Source organism: Streptomyces sp. NPDC001406, assembly GCF_042895285.1.
In the GTDB taxonomy this organism is placed as follows: domain Bacteria; phylum Actinomycetota; class Actinomycetes; order Streptomycetales; family Streptomycetaceae; genus Streptomyces.
In genome coordinates this window covers 199270-215856 of sequence record NZ_JBIAWG010000011.1, presented here as the reverse complement: position 1 = coordinate 215856, position 16587 = coordinate 199270, and the positions used below count along the sequence as shown (strand labels likewise).

At 70.3% G+C, this 16587-nt stretch carries 17 protein-coding genes; 7 read left to right on the top strand and 10 right to left on the bottom strand.

The window, feature by feature from the left end:
• Nucleotides 1-30: 30 nt before the first annotated feature.
• Both ACFY1J_RS26920 and ACFY1J_RS26915 read right to left on the bottom strand, forming a co-directional pair.
• Nucleotides 31-1236, bottom strand: a complete 1206-nt coding sequence (locus tag ACFY1J_RS26920; RefSeq protein ID WP_390732107.1) for an AI-2E family transporter — start codon at nt 1234-1236, stop codon at nt 31-33.
• Between the two features lie 151 nt (nt 1237-1387).
• On the bottom strand, nt 1388-2782 hold the full coding sequence (locus tag ACFY1J_RS26915; RefSeq protein ID WP_390709528.1) for a Tat pathway signal sequence domain protein: 1395 nt from the start codon (nt 2780-2782) through the stop codon (nt 1388-1390).
• 392 nt (nt 2783-3174) lie between these two features.
• Here ACFY1J_RS26915 and ACFY1J_RS26910 point away from each other — a divergent pair, with 392 nt between their 5' ends.
• On the top strand, nt 3175-5445 hold the full coding sequence (locus tag ACFY1J_RS26910; RefSeq protein WP_390732106.1) for a M4 family metallopeptidase: 2271 nt from the start codon (nt 3175-3177) through the stop codon (nt 5443-5445).
• 102 nt (nt 5446-5547) lie between these two features.
• Here ACFY1J_RS26910 and ACFY1J_RS26905 read toward each other — a convergent pair whose 3' ends face one another.
• From ACFY1J_RS26905 to ACFY1J_RS26895, 3 genes are all read right to left on the bottom strand, one after another.
• Complete coding sequence (locus ACFY1J_RS26905) at nt 5548-5847, bottom strand: SHOCT domain-containing protein (protein ID WP_390709526.1); 300 nt, start codon at nt 5845-5847, stop codon at nt 5548-5550.
• Nucleotides 5848-5874: 27 nt separating this feature from the next.
• On the bottom strand, nt 5875-6333 hold the full coding sequence (locus tag ACFY1J_RS26900) for a DUF6325 family protein (protein WP_390709525.1): 459 nt from the start codon (nt 6331-6333) through the stop codon (nt 5875-5877).
• Nucleotides 6334-6471: 138 nt separating this feature from the next.
• Nucleotides 6472-7173: a GAP family protein gene (locus tag ACFY1J_RS26895; protein ID WP_390709524.1), complete on the bottom strand. Its 702-nt coding sequence runs from the start codon at nt 7171-7173 to the stop codon at nt 6472-6474.
• Nucleotides 7174-7423: 250 nt separating this feature from the next.
• On the opposite strand from ACFY1J_RS26895, the gene ACFY1J_RS26890 reads away from it, so the two are divergent.
• From ACFY1J_RS26890 to ACFY1J_RS26865, 6 genes are all read left to right on the top strand, one after another.
• The gene (locus tag ACFY1J_RS26890; protein ID WP_390709523.1) at nt 7424-8320 is read left to right on the top strand and encodes a serine hydrolase; all 897 of its coding nucleotides are present in this window, start codon (nt 7424-7426) and stop codon (nt 8318-8320) included.
• Between the two features lie 129 nt (nt 8321-8449).
• Complete coding sequence (locus ACFY1J_RS26885) at nt 8450-8881, top strand: 4-oxalocrotonate tautomerase family protein (protein WP_390732105.1); 432 nt, start codon at nt 8450-8452, stop codon at nt 8879-8881.
• On the top strand, nt 8874-9884 hold the full coding sequence (locus ACFY1J_RS26880; RefSeq protein ID WP_390732104.1) for a zinc-binding dehydrogenase: 1011 nt from the start codon (nt 8874-8876) through the stop codon (nt 9882-9884). Before ACFY1J_RS26885 ends, ACFY1J_RS26880 begins: the two co-directional genes overlap by 8 nt.
• A gap of 46 nt (nt 9885-9930) precedes the next feature.
• On the top strand, nt 9931-10305 hold the full coding sequence (locus tag ACFY1J_RS26875) for a hypothetical protein (RefSeq protein ID WP_390732103.1): 375 nt from the start codon (nt 9931-9933) through the stop codon (nt 10303-10305).
• Complete coding sequence (locus ACFY1J_RS26870; RefSeq protein WP_390732102.1) at nt 10287-10568, top strand: PaaI family thioesterase; 282 nt, start codon at nt 10287-10289, stop codon at nt 10566-10568. Before ACFY1J_RS26875 ends, ACFY1J_RS26870 begins: the two co-directional genes overlap by 19 nt.
• Before the next feature lie 29 nt (nt 10569-10597).
• A complete protein-coding gene (locus tag ACFY1J_RS26865) occupies nt 10598-11290 on the top strand; it encodes a formylglycine-generating enzyme family protein (protein ID WP_390709518.1) in 693 nt (230 codons plus the stop codon).
• Between the two features lie 12 nt (nt 11291-11302).
• Here the strand turns inward: ACFY1J_RS26865 and ACFY1J_RS26860 are convergent, their stop codons facing one another.
• From ACFY1J_RS26860 to ACFY1J_RS26840, 5 genes are all read right to left on the bottom strand, one after another.
• Complete coding sequence (locus ACFY1J_RS26860; protein WP_390732101.1) at nt 11303-12580, bottom strand: MFS transporter; 1278 nt, start codon at nt 12578-12580, stop codon at nt 11303-11305.
• Nucleotides 12581-12734: 154 nt separating this feature from the next.
• Nucleotides 12735-13499: a polysaccharide deacetylase family protein gene (locus ACFY1J_RS26855; protein WP_390709516.1), complete on the bottom strand. Its 765-nt coding sequence runs from the start codon at nt 13497-13499 to the stop codon at nt 12735-12737.
• 170 nt (nt 13500-13669) lie between these two features.
• Nucleotides 13670-14431: a TIGR03943 family putative permease subunit gene (locus tag ACFY1J_RS26850; RefSeq protein WP_390709515.1), complete on the bottom strand. Its 762-nt coding sequence runs from the start codon at nt 14429-14431 to the stop codon at nt 13670-13672.
• A complete protein-coding gene (locus tag ACFY1J_RS26845) occupies nt 14428-15459 on the bottom strand; it encodes a permease (RefSeq protein WP_390709514.1) in 1032 nt (343 codons plus the stop codon). The genes ACFY1J_RS26850 and ACFY1J_RS26845 overlap by 4 nt, the downstream gene beginning before the upstream one ends.
• Before the next feature lie 84 nt (nt 15460-15543).
• A complete protein-coding gene (locus ACFY1J_RS26840; protein ID WP_390709513.1) occupies nt 15544-16377 on the bottom strand; it encodes a CAP domain-containing protein in 834 nt (277 codons plus the stop codon).
• Nucleotides 16378-16587 lie beyond the last annotated feature (210 nt).

Below are 16587 nucleotides of genomic sequence, written 5' to 3'. Positions count from 1 at the left end.
AACCCGCTCAGGCAGTCACGGCACGGCCGGCTAGGTCGGTGCGGTCCGCAGCGCGCGCAGCACCGACCAGATGACCGAGATGAACGGGACGGCGACGACGGCGCCGACCACGCCCGCGACGATGCTGCCCCCGATGACGGACACCGCGACGACGAGCGGGTGCAGACTGACCGCCCAGCTCATCACCAGCGGGTGCAGCACATGTCCCTCCAGCTGGCCGATGACCACGATGAGCACGAGCACGGCGGCCGCCGTGAGCGGTCCGCGCCCGGCGAGGGCGACCACCGTGGCCACACCGAGCGCGATCGGCGAGCCCACCAGCGGCACGAACGTGGCGAAGAACTCCAGGATGGTCAGCGGCAGCGCGAGCGGTACCCGCAGGATGAACAGCGCGACTCCGACGAGTACGGCGTTGGTGGCGGCCACGATGATGATGCCGCGTGTGTACCCGGCGAAGGTCCGCCAGGCCGCCCGCCCGGCCCGGTCCCACACCGGACGGGCGCCACTGGGCAGCAGCTGGTCGCGCATCCAGCCCCACAGGCGCTCGCCCGAGTGGATGAAGAAGACGGAGGCGAAGAGGGCCAGCACCGCTCCGGTGATCAGCTCGACGATCCTGCCGAGACCGCTGACGGCGCTGCTGAGCAGATTCGCCCGGTGCGTGTTGAGGTAGTTCACCACCTGGCGCTGCAGATCCTCCAGCTTGCCGGGACTGAGCCGGAACGGCGGTTGCTGGAGCCACAGTTCGATCCGGTGGATGCCGCCGCGGAACTCGCCCACCAGCTTCGCGGACTCGCCCGCCACCGCGTTGCCCACGAGAGCGAGCAGGGTCATCAGGAGCAGCAGGCTGCCGACCACGGCGACGGCAACGCTCAGCGACCTCGGGAACATGCGGTTCAGCAGGTCGGCCAGGGGGCGCAGCACCGAGGTGATGACAAAGGCGAGGAACAGGGCCACGGCGATGAGCTGGAAGCGGCCGAGGACGGTGAAGACGCCGTAGACGACGATGCCGACGACCAGGACGCGCCAGGCGTAGGCGGCGGCGACGCGCAGCCACGGTACGGTCCGCTCGGCCACCGAACCGATCGGGGGCGCGGCCTCCCGTGGGCCGTAGCGCGTGCGCGGCGGGAGCCGTAGGGAGTGCGCCGGACGGCTGCCCAGCACGACGTCACCCGCCCGGCGCCCGCGCCCCCGCCCGGCCGATCGACCGCCCGTACCGGCCACCACGTCCCACGCCACCTCGCTGTTTCTGACTGTCGGTCATGTCTAGAGCAAGGTAAGCGCGCCGGGCGGGGGACGCGGTGCAACGCGCCCGGGCCGGTCCGTCGCCGAGGGGAACGGGTGCCCGTCCGGCGCACGGGTGTCGAGGTGCCTCGGCGACCGGGCGGTATCAGGCCCGCAAGGGGTTGGTGCGGCTCGCTGCCAGGAGGTACCAGGCGGTGGCTCCGGTGTGCCGGTACGGGTAGTAGCCGAAGCCGAAACCCGTGTCGAGCGGGCTGCTCGCCGATACGACGCCACAGCGCGCGGTGAGTGCCCTGCCGCCGACGGTCTGGTCCTGGCCGAGCAGGTCCTGGGCCCTTTCGAGGGAGGCGAGCAGTCGTCGGGCGCGCGCCTCGTCGCCCGGTGCGTGCCGAGAGCGTAGGGCGAGCGCGAGGTGGGCCGTCCCCTCGAACCACACACCGTGTCGATCGGGCTTGGGCCGGCTCGGCGCGATCGGTGCGTCCTCGTCGGCCAGCAGACTGGTGGAGCTGAAGGTGACTCCTTCGTAGGACTGGCCCGCGGGCACCGTGCTGTTGCGGCGGTCGGCGGTGTCCAGGACGGCCAGTTCGGATGTTGCCCAGTCCAGGGAGCGGGCGTGGGCGGGGGAGGCGAGGGCGAGGTGGGTCCAGGTCTGGGTGTCCTCGGGAATCGGTGACCTGTTGATCGTGACGCCGTCGTTCGTACCGGTGTAGAAGAAGCCCCCGGAGGGCTCCCACATCCTCCCGACGAAGGCCTTGGCACGTGCGCGCCGCTCCAGCCACACCGGGTCCCCGGTGAGCCGGGCGAGGCGTCCGAAGAGGCCGATGAGGTCGGTGTTGTGTTCGGTCGAGGTGTAGGGCAGTACCTTGTTGGCCCCGTCGACCCCGAACTTGTAGCCGCCGAGGGGCTCTTGGGTGCGGCCGTTGCGCTCGATCCAGGTTCCGATTCGCAGCGCGCCGGCGAGGAAGCGGCGGGCGCCGGTGCGCTCGGCGAGTGCGCTCAGGGCGATACCGGCCCAGGCCATGTCGCCGACGGCCGTGCCGGTGAAGCCGAACTGGGTGCCGACGTTGGCCGTGCCGTCCGCCCGTACGAACCCGTCGGGCTGCGGCGAGCCGTCGTAGAAGGTGTACGGCCCGACGTTGTAGGCCTGCCGCAGCCTGCCGTCGTCGTACCCGGGGTCATGGGCCTGCGCGAAGAGCAGGGCGTCTCCGAGCGCCATGGCCCGGGCCCGGCCGTCCTTGGTGCGGACCGCCAGAAGAGCCAGGATCGCGAGGGCGTTGTCATAGATGAACGCGGTGCTGAACAGGCCCGCCTGGTCGGTGTAGCTCTGGGCCAGCCGGATCGCGCCGTGCTCGGGGTAGGCGTCCTGGGCGGCGGCGAGGAAGGAGTACGCACGACGCTCGCCGGAGTTGCCGACGGCACCCTTGGCGACTGCCGCGCGGGCCGTGCCGGAGCCGGCGGCCGTGGTGAAGGCCGCGGCACCGATACCGAGGCCGGTACCGATGAGCGTGCGGCGGCTGAGCGCCTGGCGTCGACTGCCGGTCATGGGTCTCCTCGGGAGGTGCGGGGCGTGGGTCCAGCGGGATCTGAGAGCGCTCTCAAGAGTGCGCGCTCATTCTGCTGTTGTGGGTCGTGCGGGTCAACGCCCCTGTCATGTATGCCGGTTGACCGCGCGTGTGCCTGATGCGGCCTCGCGGCCGAAATCTGCCGCCGGGGCGGCTGAACCGCGGCCAGACAACCGCCAATTTGAGCCGTTGCGTTGTTGCAGTCATGACAATTCAACGAGCGGAGTGCCACGCTGCTGTCCGTACATTCACCGCATGCCCACAGGTCCCTCACATCTCCCGCGCGCACTCGCACGCCGCCGGAGGGCCGCACCGGCCCGACCCGCTCTCCCGGACCCCATCGGGTCCGATCACCCCACAGAAGGAGAACGCCTTGTTCCGGCAGGACCGCTACCCCCATCGACCCCGCTGCACCGGAGCCCTGGTCCTCACCGCGGTGAGCGCACTGCTCGCGGCCGGTGTCCAGGCCGGCACCGCCGCCGCGGCCCCCGACGTCCACGGTCACGCGAAGATCCAGGCCACTCCCCGGCCCGGCGCGGCCCCCGTACGGCTCTCGCCGGCGAAGCGCACCGAGTTGGTCAGGAGAGCCGCCGTGGCCACCGCGAGCACGGCGAAGAGCCTTCACCTCGGCACCAAGGAGAAGCTCGTCGTCAAGGACGTCGCCCAGGACGCCGACGGCACCACCCACACACGGTACGAACGGACCTACGCCGGACTGCCGGTCCTCGGCGGCGATCTGGTCGTCCACGCCCGGGGCGGCCGTCTCACCGCGTCGAGGGCCACGAAGGCCACGCTCACCCTGCCCACCACCACGCCGAAGGTCTCCCCGGCCGCGGTGAAGGCCAAAGCCCTCGCAGTCGCGGTGAAGGCCGGCGGCAAGCAGGCCGAGGCGGACCGCGCTCCGCGTCTGGTCGTCTGGGCCGCCGCCACCAAGCCCGTCCTGGCCTGGGAGACGGTGGTCGGGGGCTTCCAGGACGACGGAACACCCAGCGAGCTCCATGTGATCACCGACGCCGCCTCGGGCAAGTCCCTCTTCCGGTTCCAGGGCATCGAGACGGGTACCGGCACCGGGCAGTTCAGCGGAACGGTGCCGCTCGGCACCACGCTCTCCGGCTCGACGTACCAGCTCATCGACGGCGACCGCGCCGGACACCACACCTACGACCTGAACCAGGGCACCTCCGGCACGGGCACGCTGTTCACGGACGACAACGATGTCTGGGGCGACGGCACCCAGAGCAACCGTCAGACCGCGGGCGTGGACGTCGCCTTCGGTGCCGCGGCGACCTGGGACTACTACAAGGACGTCTTCGGCCGCAACGGCATACGCAACGACGGAGTGGCCGCCTACAGCAGGGCCCACTACGGCAACAACTACGTCAACGCCTTCTGGTCCGACACCTGCTTCTGCATGACCTACGGCGACGGGTCGGGCAACACGCACCCCCTGACCGCGCTCGACGTGGCGGCACACGAGATGAGCCACGGCGTCACCAGCGCGACCGCCGGTCTCGACTACTCAGGCGAGTCGGGCGGCCTCAACGAGGCGACCTCCGACATCTTCGCCGCCGCGGTGGAGTTCCACGCCGACCTGCCCGCCGACGTCCCCGACTACCTGGTCGGCGAGAAGATCGACATCAACGGCGACGGCACACCGCTGCGCTACATGGACAAGCCCTCGAAGGACGGCGCCTCCCGCGACTACTGGAGTTCGTCCCTGGGCGGCATCGACGTCCACTACTCCTCGGGCCCGGCGAACCACTTCTTCTACCTTCTGTCCGAGGGCAGCGGGGCGAAGACCGTCAACGGCGTCTCCTACGACAGCCCCACCTACGACGGCCAGTCCGTGACCGGCATCGGCATCGGGAACGCCCAGCGCATCTGGTACCGGGCGCTCACCACCTACATGACCTCGACCACCAACTACGCGGACGCCCGCACCGCGACGCTCCAGGCCGCGGCCGACCTCTTCGGCGCCTACAGCCCCACCTACCTCGCCGTGGCCGACGCCTGGGCGGCGATCAACGTGGGGAACCGGATCGCGCTGGGCGTCAACGTGGCCCCGATCGCCGACCGGACCAGCGGGGTCGGGCAGGCGGTGTCCCTGCAGACGGACGCGTACACCACCAACTCCGGCGCGGGTCTGACGTATGCGGCGACGGGCCTGCCGGACGGTCTGACGATCAGCTCCAGCGGCCTGATCTCCGGCACCACGACCACGGTCGGGACCAGTGACGTCACGGTGACGGTCACCGACGACACGGGCGCGTCGGCCAGTGTGCGCTTCACCTGGCGGGTGGCGAACATCTACGCCAACGCCACCCGCGTCGACATCCCCGACGCCGGCGCCGCGGTGGAGTCCCCGATCACCGTCACCGGCCGGACCGGCAACGCCTCGGCCACCACCCAGGTCTATGTCAAGATCGTCCACACCTACCGGGGTGATCTGACCGTCGATCTCGTCGGCCCGGACGGCACCGTCTACTCACTGCTGAACCGCAGCGGCGGCTCCGCCGACAACGTCGACCAGACCTTCACCGTCGACGCCTCCGCCCAGCCCGTCTCCGGGACCTGGGTCCTGCGCGTCCAGGACCGCGCCGGGCTCGACGTCGGCTACATCGAGCAGTGGCAGCTGACTCCCTGAGCCGTCCGCTCCACCGAGGCTGTCGCCCCGGGGCGCTTCCGGCGCCCCGGGGCGACAGCCACCTTCGGTCGGCGCGCTCGCCGAGGTGCGCGTCGAGCGGCGTCAGCTGAGGAGCTGCTGCTTCTGCGCCTCGAACTCCGCGTCCGTCAGCACTCCCTGGGCCTTCAGCTCACCCAGCTGCTTGAGCTGGTCGATCTTGCGGGTCATGTCGTCCTCGGTGGACGGCGGTGCCGGCGGCGGCGGAGGCGGTGCGACCGCCTGCTGCGGGGCCGCTTGCTGTTGCTGTTCGTAGTCCTGCTGTGCCCAGCGCCCTGTCTGCCGCCGGGACACCCGGTTGGACACCGCGGTGGCGGTTCCGGCGACGACTGCGGTGCGCGCGACACCCCTGATGAGTCCGGGCATGGTCTCTCATCTCCCCTGCTGTGTGCGTCAGGCTGCTGCCGATCCACCGGGCGGTGTCGTGCCCTCGACCGCGTCCAGCGAGGCCAGCAGGGCCTGGACGGGGATACGGCCGCCGGCCACGAGCTGAGCGCCGCTGCGCCTGAGCGCACCGGCCAGGGGCGCGGCCCACACGTTCTCGTACACCAGGACCGCCGCGGAGTTGCCGGGCTCCAGCGCGTTGCCGGCCTCCTCGATGTCACCTTGGTCCAGCAGCCCGGAGGAGGCGCCCGCGAAGACGGACAGATCGACCTCGTCACCGAGATCCTGCAGTTCCAGCCCGGTGACCGAACCGTCGCTGTCCTTGCGGACGAAGGTCAGGTCGAGGATCCGTACGATGCCTCTCTCGACGAGATCGACCAACAGCGCAAAGGCCTCGCCCGTCATGCGGTTCCCGGGGAACTCGATGACCAAGTAGTCGACGGGGCCCATTTCTTCGACATCGTTCATGGCCACTCCTCGGGAGCGGAATGGGAGTCGGGACCGGTCGCCCGACCGCCCGCGGTCGTCAGCCTCCAGCGCCCATTCCACCACGCGCTCAAGGGCCCCGCATGTCCGGGAGCCGCGGTATCGGCACAGGGTGCGCCGTCAGCCGGTGAGCTCGTAGATGCTTCTTCCCATCAGCCAGAAACCCAGGACCAGGCACAGGGTCACGATGGCCTGCTCCTGGTGATCCTGCATCCATGAGCGCAGTCTCAGCAGCCGGGCCTTCGCCGCGGTCGGGGCGAACACCACATACAGCTCGGTGGCCAGCAGGCTCGCCGTGGCGAGCACGCAGAAGGCGGACAGCGCGAGCCAGGACGAGAAGTGGGACAGGTCCGCTTCCACCACCGTCGTCGCTGCGGCGGCGACCATGCCCCAGGGCTGCATGAGCACGGCGAGTCCGGCGGCGGCCCACGCCGTGGTGCGGTCCATCCGGGAGGTCAGCTCCGATCCCGGTGTGCCGTTCGGCCCGTGGTCCGGCTCCGGCTTCGCCGAGGCCCCATCGGCTCGTGTCCGGGCGGCTACGAGCCGTCGGCGCCGGTGTTCGCCGTAGAGGACGAGCGACACACCGATGGCCAGCTTGGCCGCGAGTACGGCCGTCGAGGACGGGGACCGGGGCGGCGGGGGCTGCCCGCCGGTCAGTGCCAGGACGATCCCGACCACGACGACCAGACATGCCAGCCAGCTCAGGATGAAGGCCAGGCCCTTCCACGCGCCCCGCTGCGATGCCACGACCAGGACGAAGGCCATGAGGGGCAGCGGGTCGAGCGTGATGGCCAGGGCGATGAGTAGCAGATCGAGAACCATGGCGACCCCACGGTGTCGGAGACCACGAGGGTAGGCAGGGACCGCCGGGATCACATCTCGTGGTGCTTCGGCGATCAGCAGCGAAGCACGCTGTGCCTGTGTGACCCCAGCCACTCGGGCGGCTGTGACTCTTCGCACAAATCTGCAGGAATCGGTACCTGTCGTGGCGGCGGTCACGTCGCGATAAGGGCGTTTTGTTTAGCTTCGCAGTTCTGTGTCCCTCCCATATGAACTGCCGAGGCCCCTCACCATGCAGCATCGACAGTCCCTCCTGACGCACGCCCGGAGCCCCCGCGGCAGGCGCGGCGCGGTCAGCGTCGGCGTTCTCGCGGCCTGTGTGGCGACGCTCCTCTCGGCCGGCGCGCTCCACTCGACGCCCGCGGCCGCGGCCACGGCGGCGACGCGGCCCGACGCCGCGACGGCCGACTTTCTCGCACGGGTGAAGCCCCAGGGGAAGGAGCGTGTGAGCGCGGCGGTGCTCGACCTGGACGGGACCGGCCGCGAGGCCACGGTGTACGGCGACGGAACCTCGTACGACACCGCGAGCATCGTGAAGGTCGACATCCTCGCCACGGCACTGCTCCAGGGGCAGGACGCCAAGCGCGGCCTGACCGACAAGGAGCGCTCGGACGCCGAGGTGATGATCGAGCGCAGTGACAACGACGCGGCGAACCACCTGTGGCGGACCATCGGCCGGGCCGAGGGACTGGACGCGGCGAACAAGCGACTGGGTCTGACCGAGACGAAGGGCGGCCCGGACGCCAAGTGGGGGCTCACCCGGACCACGGTCAGGGACCAGATACGGCTGCTGCGCGCGGTGTACGACACCGGCACGGCCGCACACGCGGCCGCCACCCCGCTCGACGAGGCGTCCCGGATGTACATCCGCACCCTGATGGGCGGTGTCATCGACGAGCAGTCCTGGGGCGTCTCGGCGGCCGCCGGCTCCGAATCCGCGTTGAAGAACGGCTGGCTGCAGCGCAACACGACCGAGCTGTGGGACGTCAACAGCATCGGACGGATCACGGCGGGCGGACACCACTACCTCGTCGCCGTCCTGTCGGACGGCAGCAAGTCGATGAAGGACGGGGTCGCACTCGTGGAGCGCGCGGCCCGGGCGGCCGTCGCCTCGACGGCCGCCCGCTGAGGGGCACGGGTGACGCCCGTACCCCCATCCCCACCCGCTGGCTATAACGATCGTCATAGTCTACCGTGGCACTCGTCTATAACGACCGTCATAAGCCGCGTCGGTCGTCACCCGAAGCGAGGTATTGCCATGCCCATGATCCGGCTCACCAGCCCGGTCGGTTCCCTGACCGAACAAGGCCGCCGCAGTGTCCAGCGGGACCTCGCCGCCGTGCTGCTCCGCTGGGAGGGCGCGCCCGACACGGCCTTCTTCCGGTCCCAGGCGTGGAGCTACCTCGTTGAGCTGCCCGAGGGCGCGCAGGTCACGGCGGAGGACGACGCGCCGCGGTTCCTCGTGGACGTCACGGTGCCGGAAGGGGCGCTGTCCGAGCGGCGCAGGGCGGGCCTGGTCGAGGAGGTGACCCACACCGTCCTGAACGCCGCCGGCCTCGGCCCGGACGAGGCACTGCGCGTGTGGGTGCTGGTGCACGAGCAGGCCGACGGCACCTGGGGCGCGGGTGGCTCCGTCATCCGCCACACGGACCTGGTCGCCCTCGCGAAGGGCCGGCGCAACGATGCGTGAACTGACCTATGTCGGACGGCACAGTGTCGAGTGGCGCGAGGCGCCCGACCCCGAGCTCCAGTCCGACCAGGAGGCGATCGTCGCCCCGGTCGCCGCGACCCCCTGCGACGTGGACTCGGCCATCCTGGCCGGACACGGCTTCATCGACCCGCCCTTCGCCCTCGGCCACGAGTGCGTGGCGAAGGTCGTGGAGACCGGCGCCGCGGTCACCGGCGTGACCCCCGGTGACCTGGTCGTCGTGCCCTGGTCCATCAACTGCGGCACCTGCGACGCCTGCCGTGCCGGACTGACCGCGCACTGCACCTCGGTGCCGCACATGGCCATGTACGGCGCACCCATCGGCGGCAGTTGGGGCGGACTCTTCTCCGACCTCGTCCGCGTCCCCTGGGCGGACGCCATGCTGGTGCCGCTGCCGAGCGGCCTCGACCCGGTCGCCATGGCCTCCGCCAGCGACAACTGGTCCCTGTCCTGGCGGCTGACCGCCCCGCACCTGAAGGCCCGCCCCGGAGCGCGCGTCCTGGTCGTCGCCCGTGGGAGCATCGGCCTGTACGTGTGCGACATCGCCCGCGCGCTGGGCGCCTCCGACGTCCTGTACGTCGACCCCGACCCGCACCACCGTGAGATCGCCGAGAGCTACGGCGCCCGTACCGCCGAGGCCGTCGAACCCGTCCACCAGGGCTTCGACCTCGCCGTCGAGGCCACCGGCCGCGTCGACCAGCTCGCCTTCGCCCTCAAGTCCCTGACACCGGAAGGCTTCTGCGAGTCCGCAGGCAACCACTTCCGCCCCGGCGAACTGCCCCTGCTCGACATGTACCTCACCGGCGTCACCCTGCGCATCGCCCGCGACAACGTACGCGCACACATCCCCGACGCCCTCGAACTCGCCGGCTCCGGCACGGTCGACCCCGCCCGGGTCGTCTCCCATGTCATCGACTGGGAACAACTCCCCGACGCCCTCCCGGAGAAGCACCTCAAGCCCGTCTTCGTGCGCACCGAAGGCTGACCGGCCGCGCCCGGTCTCCGCCCGCCGAGCCCCGACGAGAAAGCCGATGAGCACCCCCGTGACCGACCCGATCACGACGAACGCCCCACACGCACGACCGGAGGAAGAGGACCTCGCACTCCAGCGGGCGGCGATCGCCGCACTCGGCCATGAACTGCGGGCGCTGGTCGACCTCACCGCGCGTACCGCCGCACCGGCGCAGACCCTGTACCGAGTCGCGGACGAAGTCCGGCGCCTCAAGGGGCAGTTGACCGGGGATCGGCGCACACGCGCGGAGATTCCGGCCGTGGACGAGTTCCCCGGCGGAGTACGCATGTACAGCCCCGTCACCGGGGCAAGGCAGCCCGCTTGCCCCGCCCATGCGGGTGACACCGGCCGGCGACGGCATGCGGTATGTGTGTCATGCTGCTCGACGAACTGATGGGCTGGGCCCGCGCCGCTGCCGGCATGCCTGCCATGACCATCTCCCTCGACGTGAACCACCACCGGCCCGTACCGGTGTTGACACCCCTGCGCGTCGTGGCCCGCGTCGCGCGGACCGACGGCCGAGAGATCTTCGTGGACGGCTCGATCACCACGGAGACGGATCCCCCCACCACCGCGGTCACCGCGAGCGGCGTCTTCGTAAAACCCGACCCCGACCGCGCAGGCACCCTCTTCCCGAGCCTGCGCGAAGGATCGTGAGAACACCCCACCGGTAAGATCGTCTCTCCATGAACGCGACAGCCGAGCACAAGATGGTCGCCGTTCCGTCGGGGCAGGTCACGCTGTCGGACCGGCGGACGCAGCGCAGTTGGGCGGTCGGCGTCCCGGCGTACGAGATCGGGGCCCACCCCGTCACTCAGGAGTTGTACGCGCGGATCACCGATCTTCGGCCGAGCACCTCCACGGGGGACCGGTTGCCCGTCGAGGGCGTCTCCTGGTGGGACGCGGTGCGGTTCTGCAACGCGCTGTCCCAACGGGAAGGGCTCACGCCGGCGTACCGCTTGCCGCCCCACGGCGAGGACATCGAGTGGGACGCGTCCTCCGACGGGTACCGGCTGCCGACCGAGGCGGAGTGGGAGCACGCCTGCCGGGCCGGTACGGCGGGACCGCGTTATGGACCCCTCGACGACATCGCCTGGTACCGCGGCAACTCGCACGAGCGGATCCACGAGGTGGGCCGCAAGGGCCCCAATCCATGGGGCCTTTACGACATGCTCGGTGACGTGTGGGAGTGGTGCTGGGACATCTACGACGCCCAGGTCTACGGCAGTTACCGGGTACTGCGCGGCGGTGGCTGGTTCGATGAGCACTGGAGCTGCCGAGCCTCCGTGAGGCGCCGCAGCCACCCCACGTTCCGCGTCGACGACGTCGGGTTCCGCGTGGCACGTTCCAGGCTGCCGGAGGGTGACGCACGGTCCTGACGCGGGCACCGCTCAGTGGGTCGCGTCCGTGGTTTCGATCGCGAGAGTGGCCTCGTGCGGCGCGGTCGTGCCTGCCGGTGGTGCCTGGCGTACGGCCCTGTTGGAGGTGGTGAGGACCGCCAGGACGAGCAGCCATGCCCCGCACAGCCACACCAGGGTCTTGGCGCCCACGGCGGTGATCAGCGCACCGCCGGCGAGCGTACCGATCGACAGGGCGCCCGTGGTGAGCGTCGAGACCGCACTCGTGGTCCGGCCGCGCAACTCATCAGGGGTGATGGCGAGTTGGTGAGTCGTCATGGCCACCATGTACACGGGAGCGACCAATGACTCGGCCGCCGCGACCGCCGCCAGTGTCAGCGGATCGGGTGCGAGCGCGTACAGCGGGAACATGAGTGCCTCCAGCCAGAGCATCACCACCGCGATCAGTCCGAGCGGGAACCGCCTTGTGGCCCGGTCCGAGACCAGTGCCCCCGCCATCGCGCCGAGTGCCGCGCCGCTGAAGACGACGCCGATCCACAGGGGTGAGGCGCCGAGTTGCCGGGCGAGGGTGATGATCAGCAGATACCCGGCGCCGTAGCGCACCTTGTCGGCCGCCGACACCAGAGTCAGGAAGCGGATGACGGGCCGGCGCCACAGCCAACCGAGCCCCTCACGGATCTCGGTGGTGACCCGGACCTTCGTCCGCGCCGCCTGCCGGTCCACCTGGAACCGGGCACGCATCAGACGCAGCGACGCCGCGGACACCGCGAAGGACACGGCGTTGACGGCGTACGGCACGGTTCGCCCGAGGGCGTAGAGCACACCGGCGAGCGGGGCCCCGAAGATGCCCACCGCACCGGCGGCGGACTGTGAGCGGCCGAGCGCGGCGGACAACTGCCGAGGGCCGACCACATTGGGCAGTGCGGCGGTGTTCGCCACCTGGAAGAGCGTGGTCAGGATTCCGCCGAGCACGGCCGTCGCGTACAGCTGGGCCATCGTCAGCGTGTCTGACCACAGCGCCGCGGCGACGCCGGCGGTGAGAACGGTCCGGCCCAACTCGCACCAGATCATGGTGGTCTTGCGGTCCCACCGGTCGACGAGGGCGCCGGCGACGAGCCCGAACACCAGGTAGGAAATCGTGCCGAGGCCCAGGACGAGCCCGGCTCGGCCGGCCGACCCGGTGAGGGCCAGCACGGTCAGCGGCAGGGCCATGGACTGGGCCTGGTCGCCGATGGAGGAGATCAGCTGGCCGCTCAGCAGCAGCGAGAAGTCCCGGTTCCGGAACAGGCCGGAACCGCGCCGAGTTTTCATGGGAGTTACGCTCCGTAACAGCTCTAGGACACAAGGGTGGCGTTGAAGCTGGTGTCCGAGCTAAGAGACACGGGGCGTGGTGAACATGTGCGGACCGTACCGGGGGCAGGGTCCGCACGGCAATCGGTTATGCGCTCAACAACCGGTCATGCGCTCAACGGACCGGGAAACCGAAGGAGTAGCCCTGCTGCTTCAGCCACGGCAGTACCTCGCGCAGGGCCGCCACGGTCTGGGAGCGGTCCCCGCCCGCGTCGTGGAAGAGGACGGTCGGGCCGTTGGATATCTCGCTCTTGACGGTGGAGACGAGGGCGGCCGTGCCGGGGCGCTCGAAGTCCTTGGAGTCCACGTTCCAGCCGAGCGGGCGCATGCCGTGGGAGGCTGCGAGTTTCCGGCTGTACGGGGTGAAGGCGCCGCCCGGGGCACGGTAGTAGAGCGGCCGTACACCACCGGACGCCTTGGTGATCATGCGCTCGGCGTCCATGATCTGCTGCGACTGGTAGGCGTCCGACTTCTTGTCCATGGTGGTGTCGTGGGACACCGTGTGGTCGCACAGCCGGTGCCCGGCCGCCACCACGGCCTTGACCAGGTCCGGGTGGGCCTGGGCCTGGGTGCCCACCATGCAGAACGTGGCCTTCACGCCGTTGTCCTTCAGCACTTGCAGCACCTGAGGCGTCCAGACCGGGTCCGGACCGTCGTCGATGGTGATGTTGACACCCTGGGCACCGCGGTCCGAGGCATGGGCGATCTCCACCGACACCGGTGCCGCCGCGCGGCCCTGCGAGGAGGGTTTCGCTCCCGAGTGCCCGCCGACGGAACCGGCCTGCGCGGTCCATACCGAGGTGGCTGCGGCCAGCGCAGTCACTCCGACCGCTGCCCCGAGCACCCGGCCGTACCATCCCCGCCCGCCATGCCGCGCCATGTCCGCCTCGTTCCTTGCCGTGTCGTTGGGATCCCGATCACCTGTCAGGACGGAGTAAGCCGACCAGGGGATCCCGCTGTTACAGATCACGGACAATTCCGCGGACGTTCCGCGACAGACCCCCGGAACTCGCCTGGCCGGCAAGGCGAATGACCGACTCCCGCCGCCCGTCAGGGAGCGGGGAAGGGAAGATTGTCCGTGTAGCCGTTGGACGGCCGGGTGATCTTCTTGACGGTACGGGCGTCGAGGGCGACCGGTGCGGACTTCGTGCCCAGCGTCCCGCCCGGGTGCCATGTTCCGGTGACGCTCACCCATGTGTTGGGGGGCAGGGCCGGGCGCCCGTGGATCCGTATCTTGATGGACTGCGCGTCCGCCGCACAGCAGGTGAGGATGATCCGGGTCAGATACCAGCTGCCCGCCTGCTTGTCGGGGGTGACGAAGCCGGTCATCTGGATGCTGCGCCCCTTGATGGCCTGCTTGCGGTCCTGCTGCACGCGGGTGGTGAAGTCCGTGAGGGTCATCGGGAGGGGCGAGGCCGTGGGCAGCGGGTCGAAGTGCGCCTGTTCCGGTACGGCCTTGGGGGCCTGGCGGGCGGCGGTGTAGGCGCCGAGAGCCGGTGGGGCGTAGAAGAGCAGGCTCAGCGCGGGCAGCAGCAACAGCCAGGCGACGCGGGGCACGGCGGAGTGGTCGTGTCCGTGACCGGTGTCGTCGTGGGTGTGGTCGTGGTGGGGTGTGCCTTCGTTGCTTCGGCCCGGCCGGAGCTGGTTCCACGCCTCCGCGACGCCGAGTATCAGCAGCACCGCGCCCGATGCGACCAGCATCGGTCGCATGCCTTCCTTGACGTACCTCAGGCACAGGTCGGTGAAGAGCGAGATGTGCAGCAGGCCGAGGCCGCTGAGGACGAGCAGGATCGCCTGGATGGGCCGCTTCACAGCAGGATGCCTCCGATCAGCGCGCTGCACAGGATGGCGACGGCGGTCGTCGCCGCGGAGAAGCGGAACGCGAAGGCGCGGCCGAAGGTGCCCGCCTGCAGGGCGATCAGCTTCAGGTCGACCATCGGGCCCACCACCATGAACGTCAGCCGGGCGAGCGGCGAGAAGCCGGTGAGGGAGGACGCGACGAACGCGTCGGCCTCGGAGCACACCGCGAGCAGGATGGCGAGCGCGGCCAGGAACAGCACCGACAGCCAGGGCGACGAGGAGAACGTGTCGAGCACGGAGGGCGGCACGGCCACGTTGAAGGTGGCCGCCGCCATGGCCCCGACGACCAGGAAGCCGCCCGCATGCAGGAAGTCGTGCTGGAAGGCGCGCCGGAACTCGCTCCAGCGGCTGTGCCCGGGGTGGTGCCCGGTGTGCCGTACGGTCGGCTTGAGCCACTCGGCGCGGCCGAGCCAGAGCCACAGCCAGCCCATCACGGTGGCGGTGGCGAGCGAGGCCAGCAGCCGGGCCAGCACCATGGCGGGACGGCCGGGGAAGGCGATGGCCGTGGCGGTCAGCACGACCGGGTTGATCGCGGGCGCAGAGAGCAGGAACGCGAAGGCGGCGGCCGGGGTGACACCCCGGCCGATCAGACTGTTGGCGACAGGCACCGACGCGCATTCGCAGCCGGGCAGGACGACCCCCGCGGCCCCGGCGACGGGGACGGCGAACACGGGCCGCTTGGGCAGGATGCGGTGGAACACCCTCGCCGGGACGAAGGCGTTGATGGCTCCGGACAGAGCCGTCCCGAGGAGCAGGAACGGCAGTGCCTGGACGGTGACGGACAGACAGACGGTCTGCCATGCCTGGAGGGCCGGTTTGCTGATCGACTGGCCGAGGAGGACGAGCGCCGCGCCGGGAAGGACGGCCGCCGCCACCAACAGGAGTGGCCAAAATCGGGGCAATTCACCCGAAGGTGCTTCCTCGACCTCGGAGCGGCCTGCGGCGGCCGCCTCCTCCGCCAGTTCGTCTGTGGTCTGCACACCGGCTCCGTACGTCTGATGTTCAGACCGAACATAGTGGAAGCCGGGTGCACTCAGGAATTCGGCCGGGGCCGGGGACGGTGCCTATCGCGCCGTTCCGAAGTCCTGGGTCCAGAAGCTGTTGGGCTGCGCGAGACCGACACCGATCTCCTTGAACGAGCAGTTGAGGATGTTGGCCTTGTGGCCGGGGCTGGCCATCCAGCCGGCCATGACCTGCTCCGGAGTCGAGTAGCCGTACGCGACGTTCTCGCCGTAGGCGCTCCACGTGTAGCCGGCGCGGGTGATCCGGTCGCCGGGGGAGGAGCCGTCGGACCCGGTGTGCGACATGTTCTGGTGGGCGGCCATGTCGTCGCTGTGTGCCTGCGCAGCCTTGCTGAGGGTCGCGTTGAGCGTCAGCGCCGAGCAGCCCACCTTGGCACGCTCGGCGTTCACGAGCTGCACGATGCGGGCGACGACCCCGGACGCGGTGGCCGTGGTCTTCGGGGTGCTCGGCGTGGCGGGGGTCGCGGGCGCGGTGGTGGTGGCCTTGGGGGCGCTGGGAGCGGTGGTGACCTTGGCCCTGGGGGCGGTGGTCCGCACCGTGCGGGAGGGCACGGTGGCCTTCGCCGTGTGCCTGGAGGCGACGGCCTTCGGCTTCGGCGGTGTGGTCTGCGTGGGGCTCGCGGAGGCGCTCGGCGCCTTGGCGGGTGCCGGGGTGGCCTGGCCGGTCCGGTCCGGGTAGCCGTTCCAGGGGCGACCCCAGTCGGCGTTCTTCCACCAACCCTTGGCCTCGGTCTCCCGATGGCTGGGGCGGTGGGATCTCCCGCCGTCGTTCCAGTCGGTGCAGGCCATGGCGACGGACGGTACGCCCACGGCGCCCATGGCAACGGCAGCGATGACTATTCGCCGGTATTGAGTGCTTTTGCGATGCTTACCCATGTGTGACCTCACCCGGTAATCGCCGAGCGCTCCTTGTGCGGCTGGCTCTGTACAGACCCGCCACTGAACTGCGGCGATGCCCTGCGGATCGTCATTCTTAGGAGCCGTTTACACAGAGCGCAAAGGGCTCCGGTACTAGGTCGCCTCGTAGCTTCGGCAATCCTTGTCATGGGGGTGGGGGCGTGCTGGATCGGACCCTGCGGTCGTCGC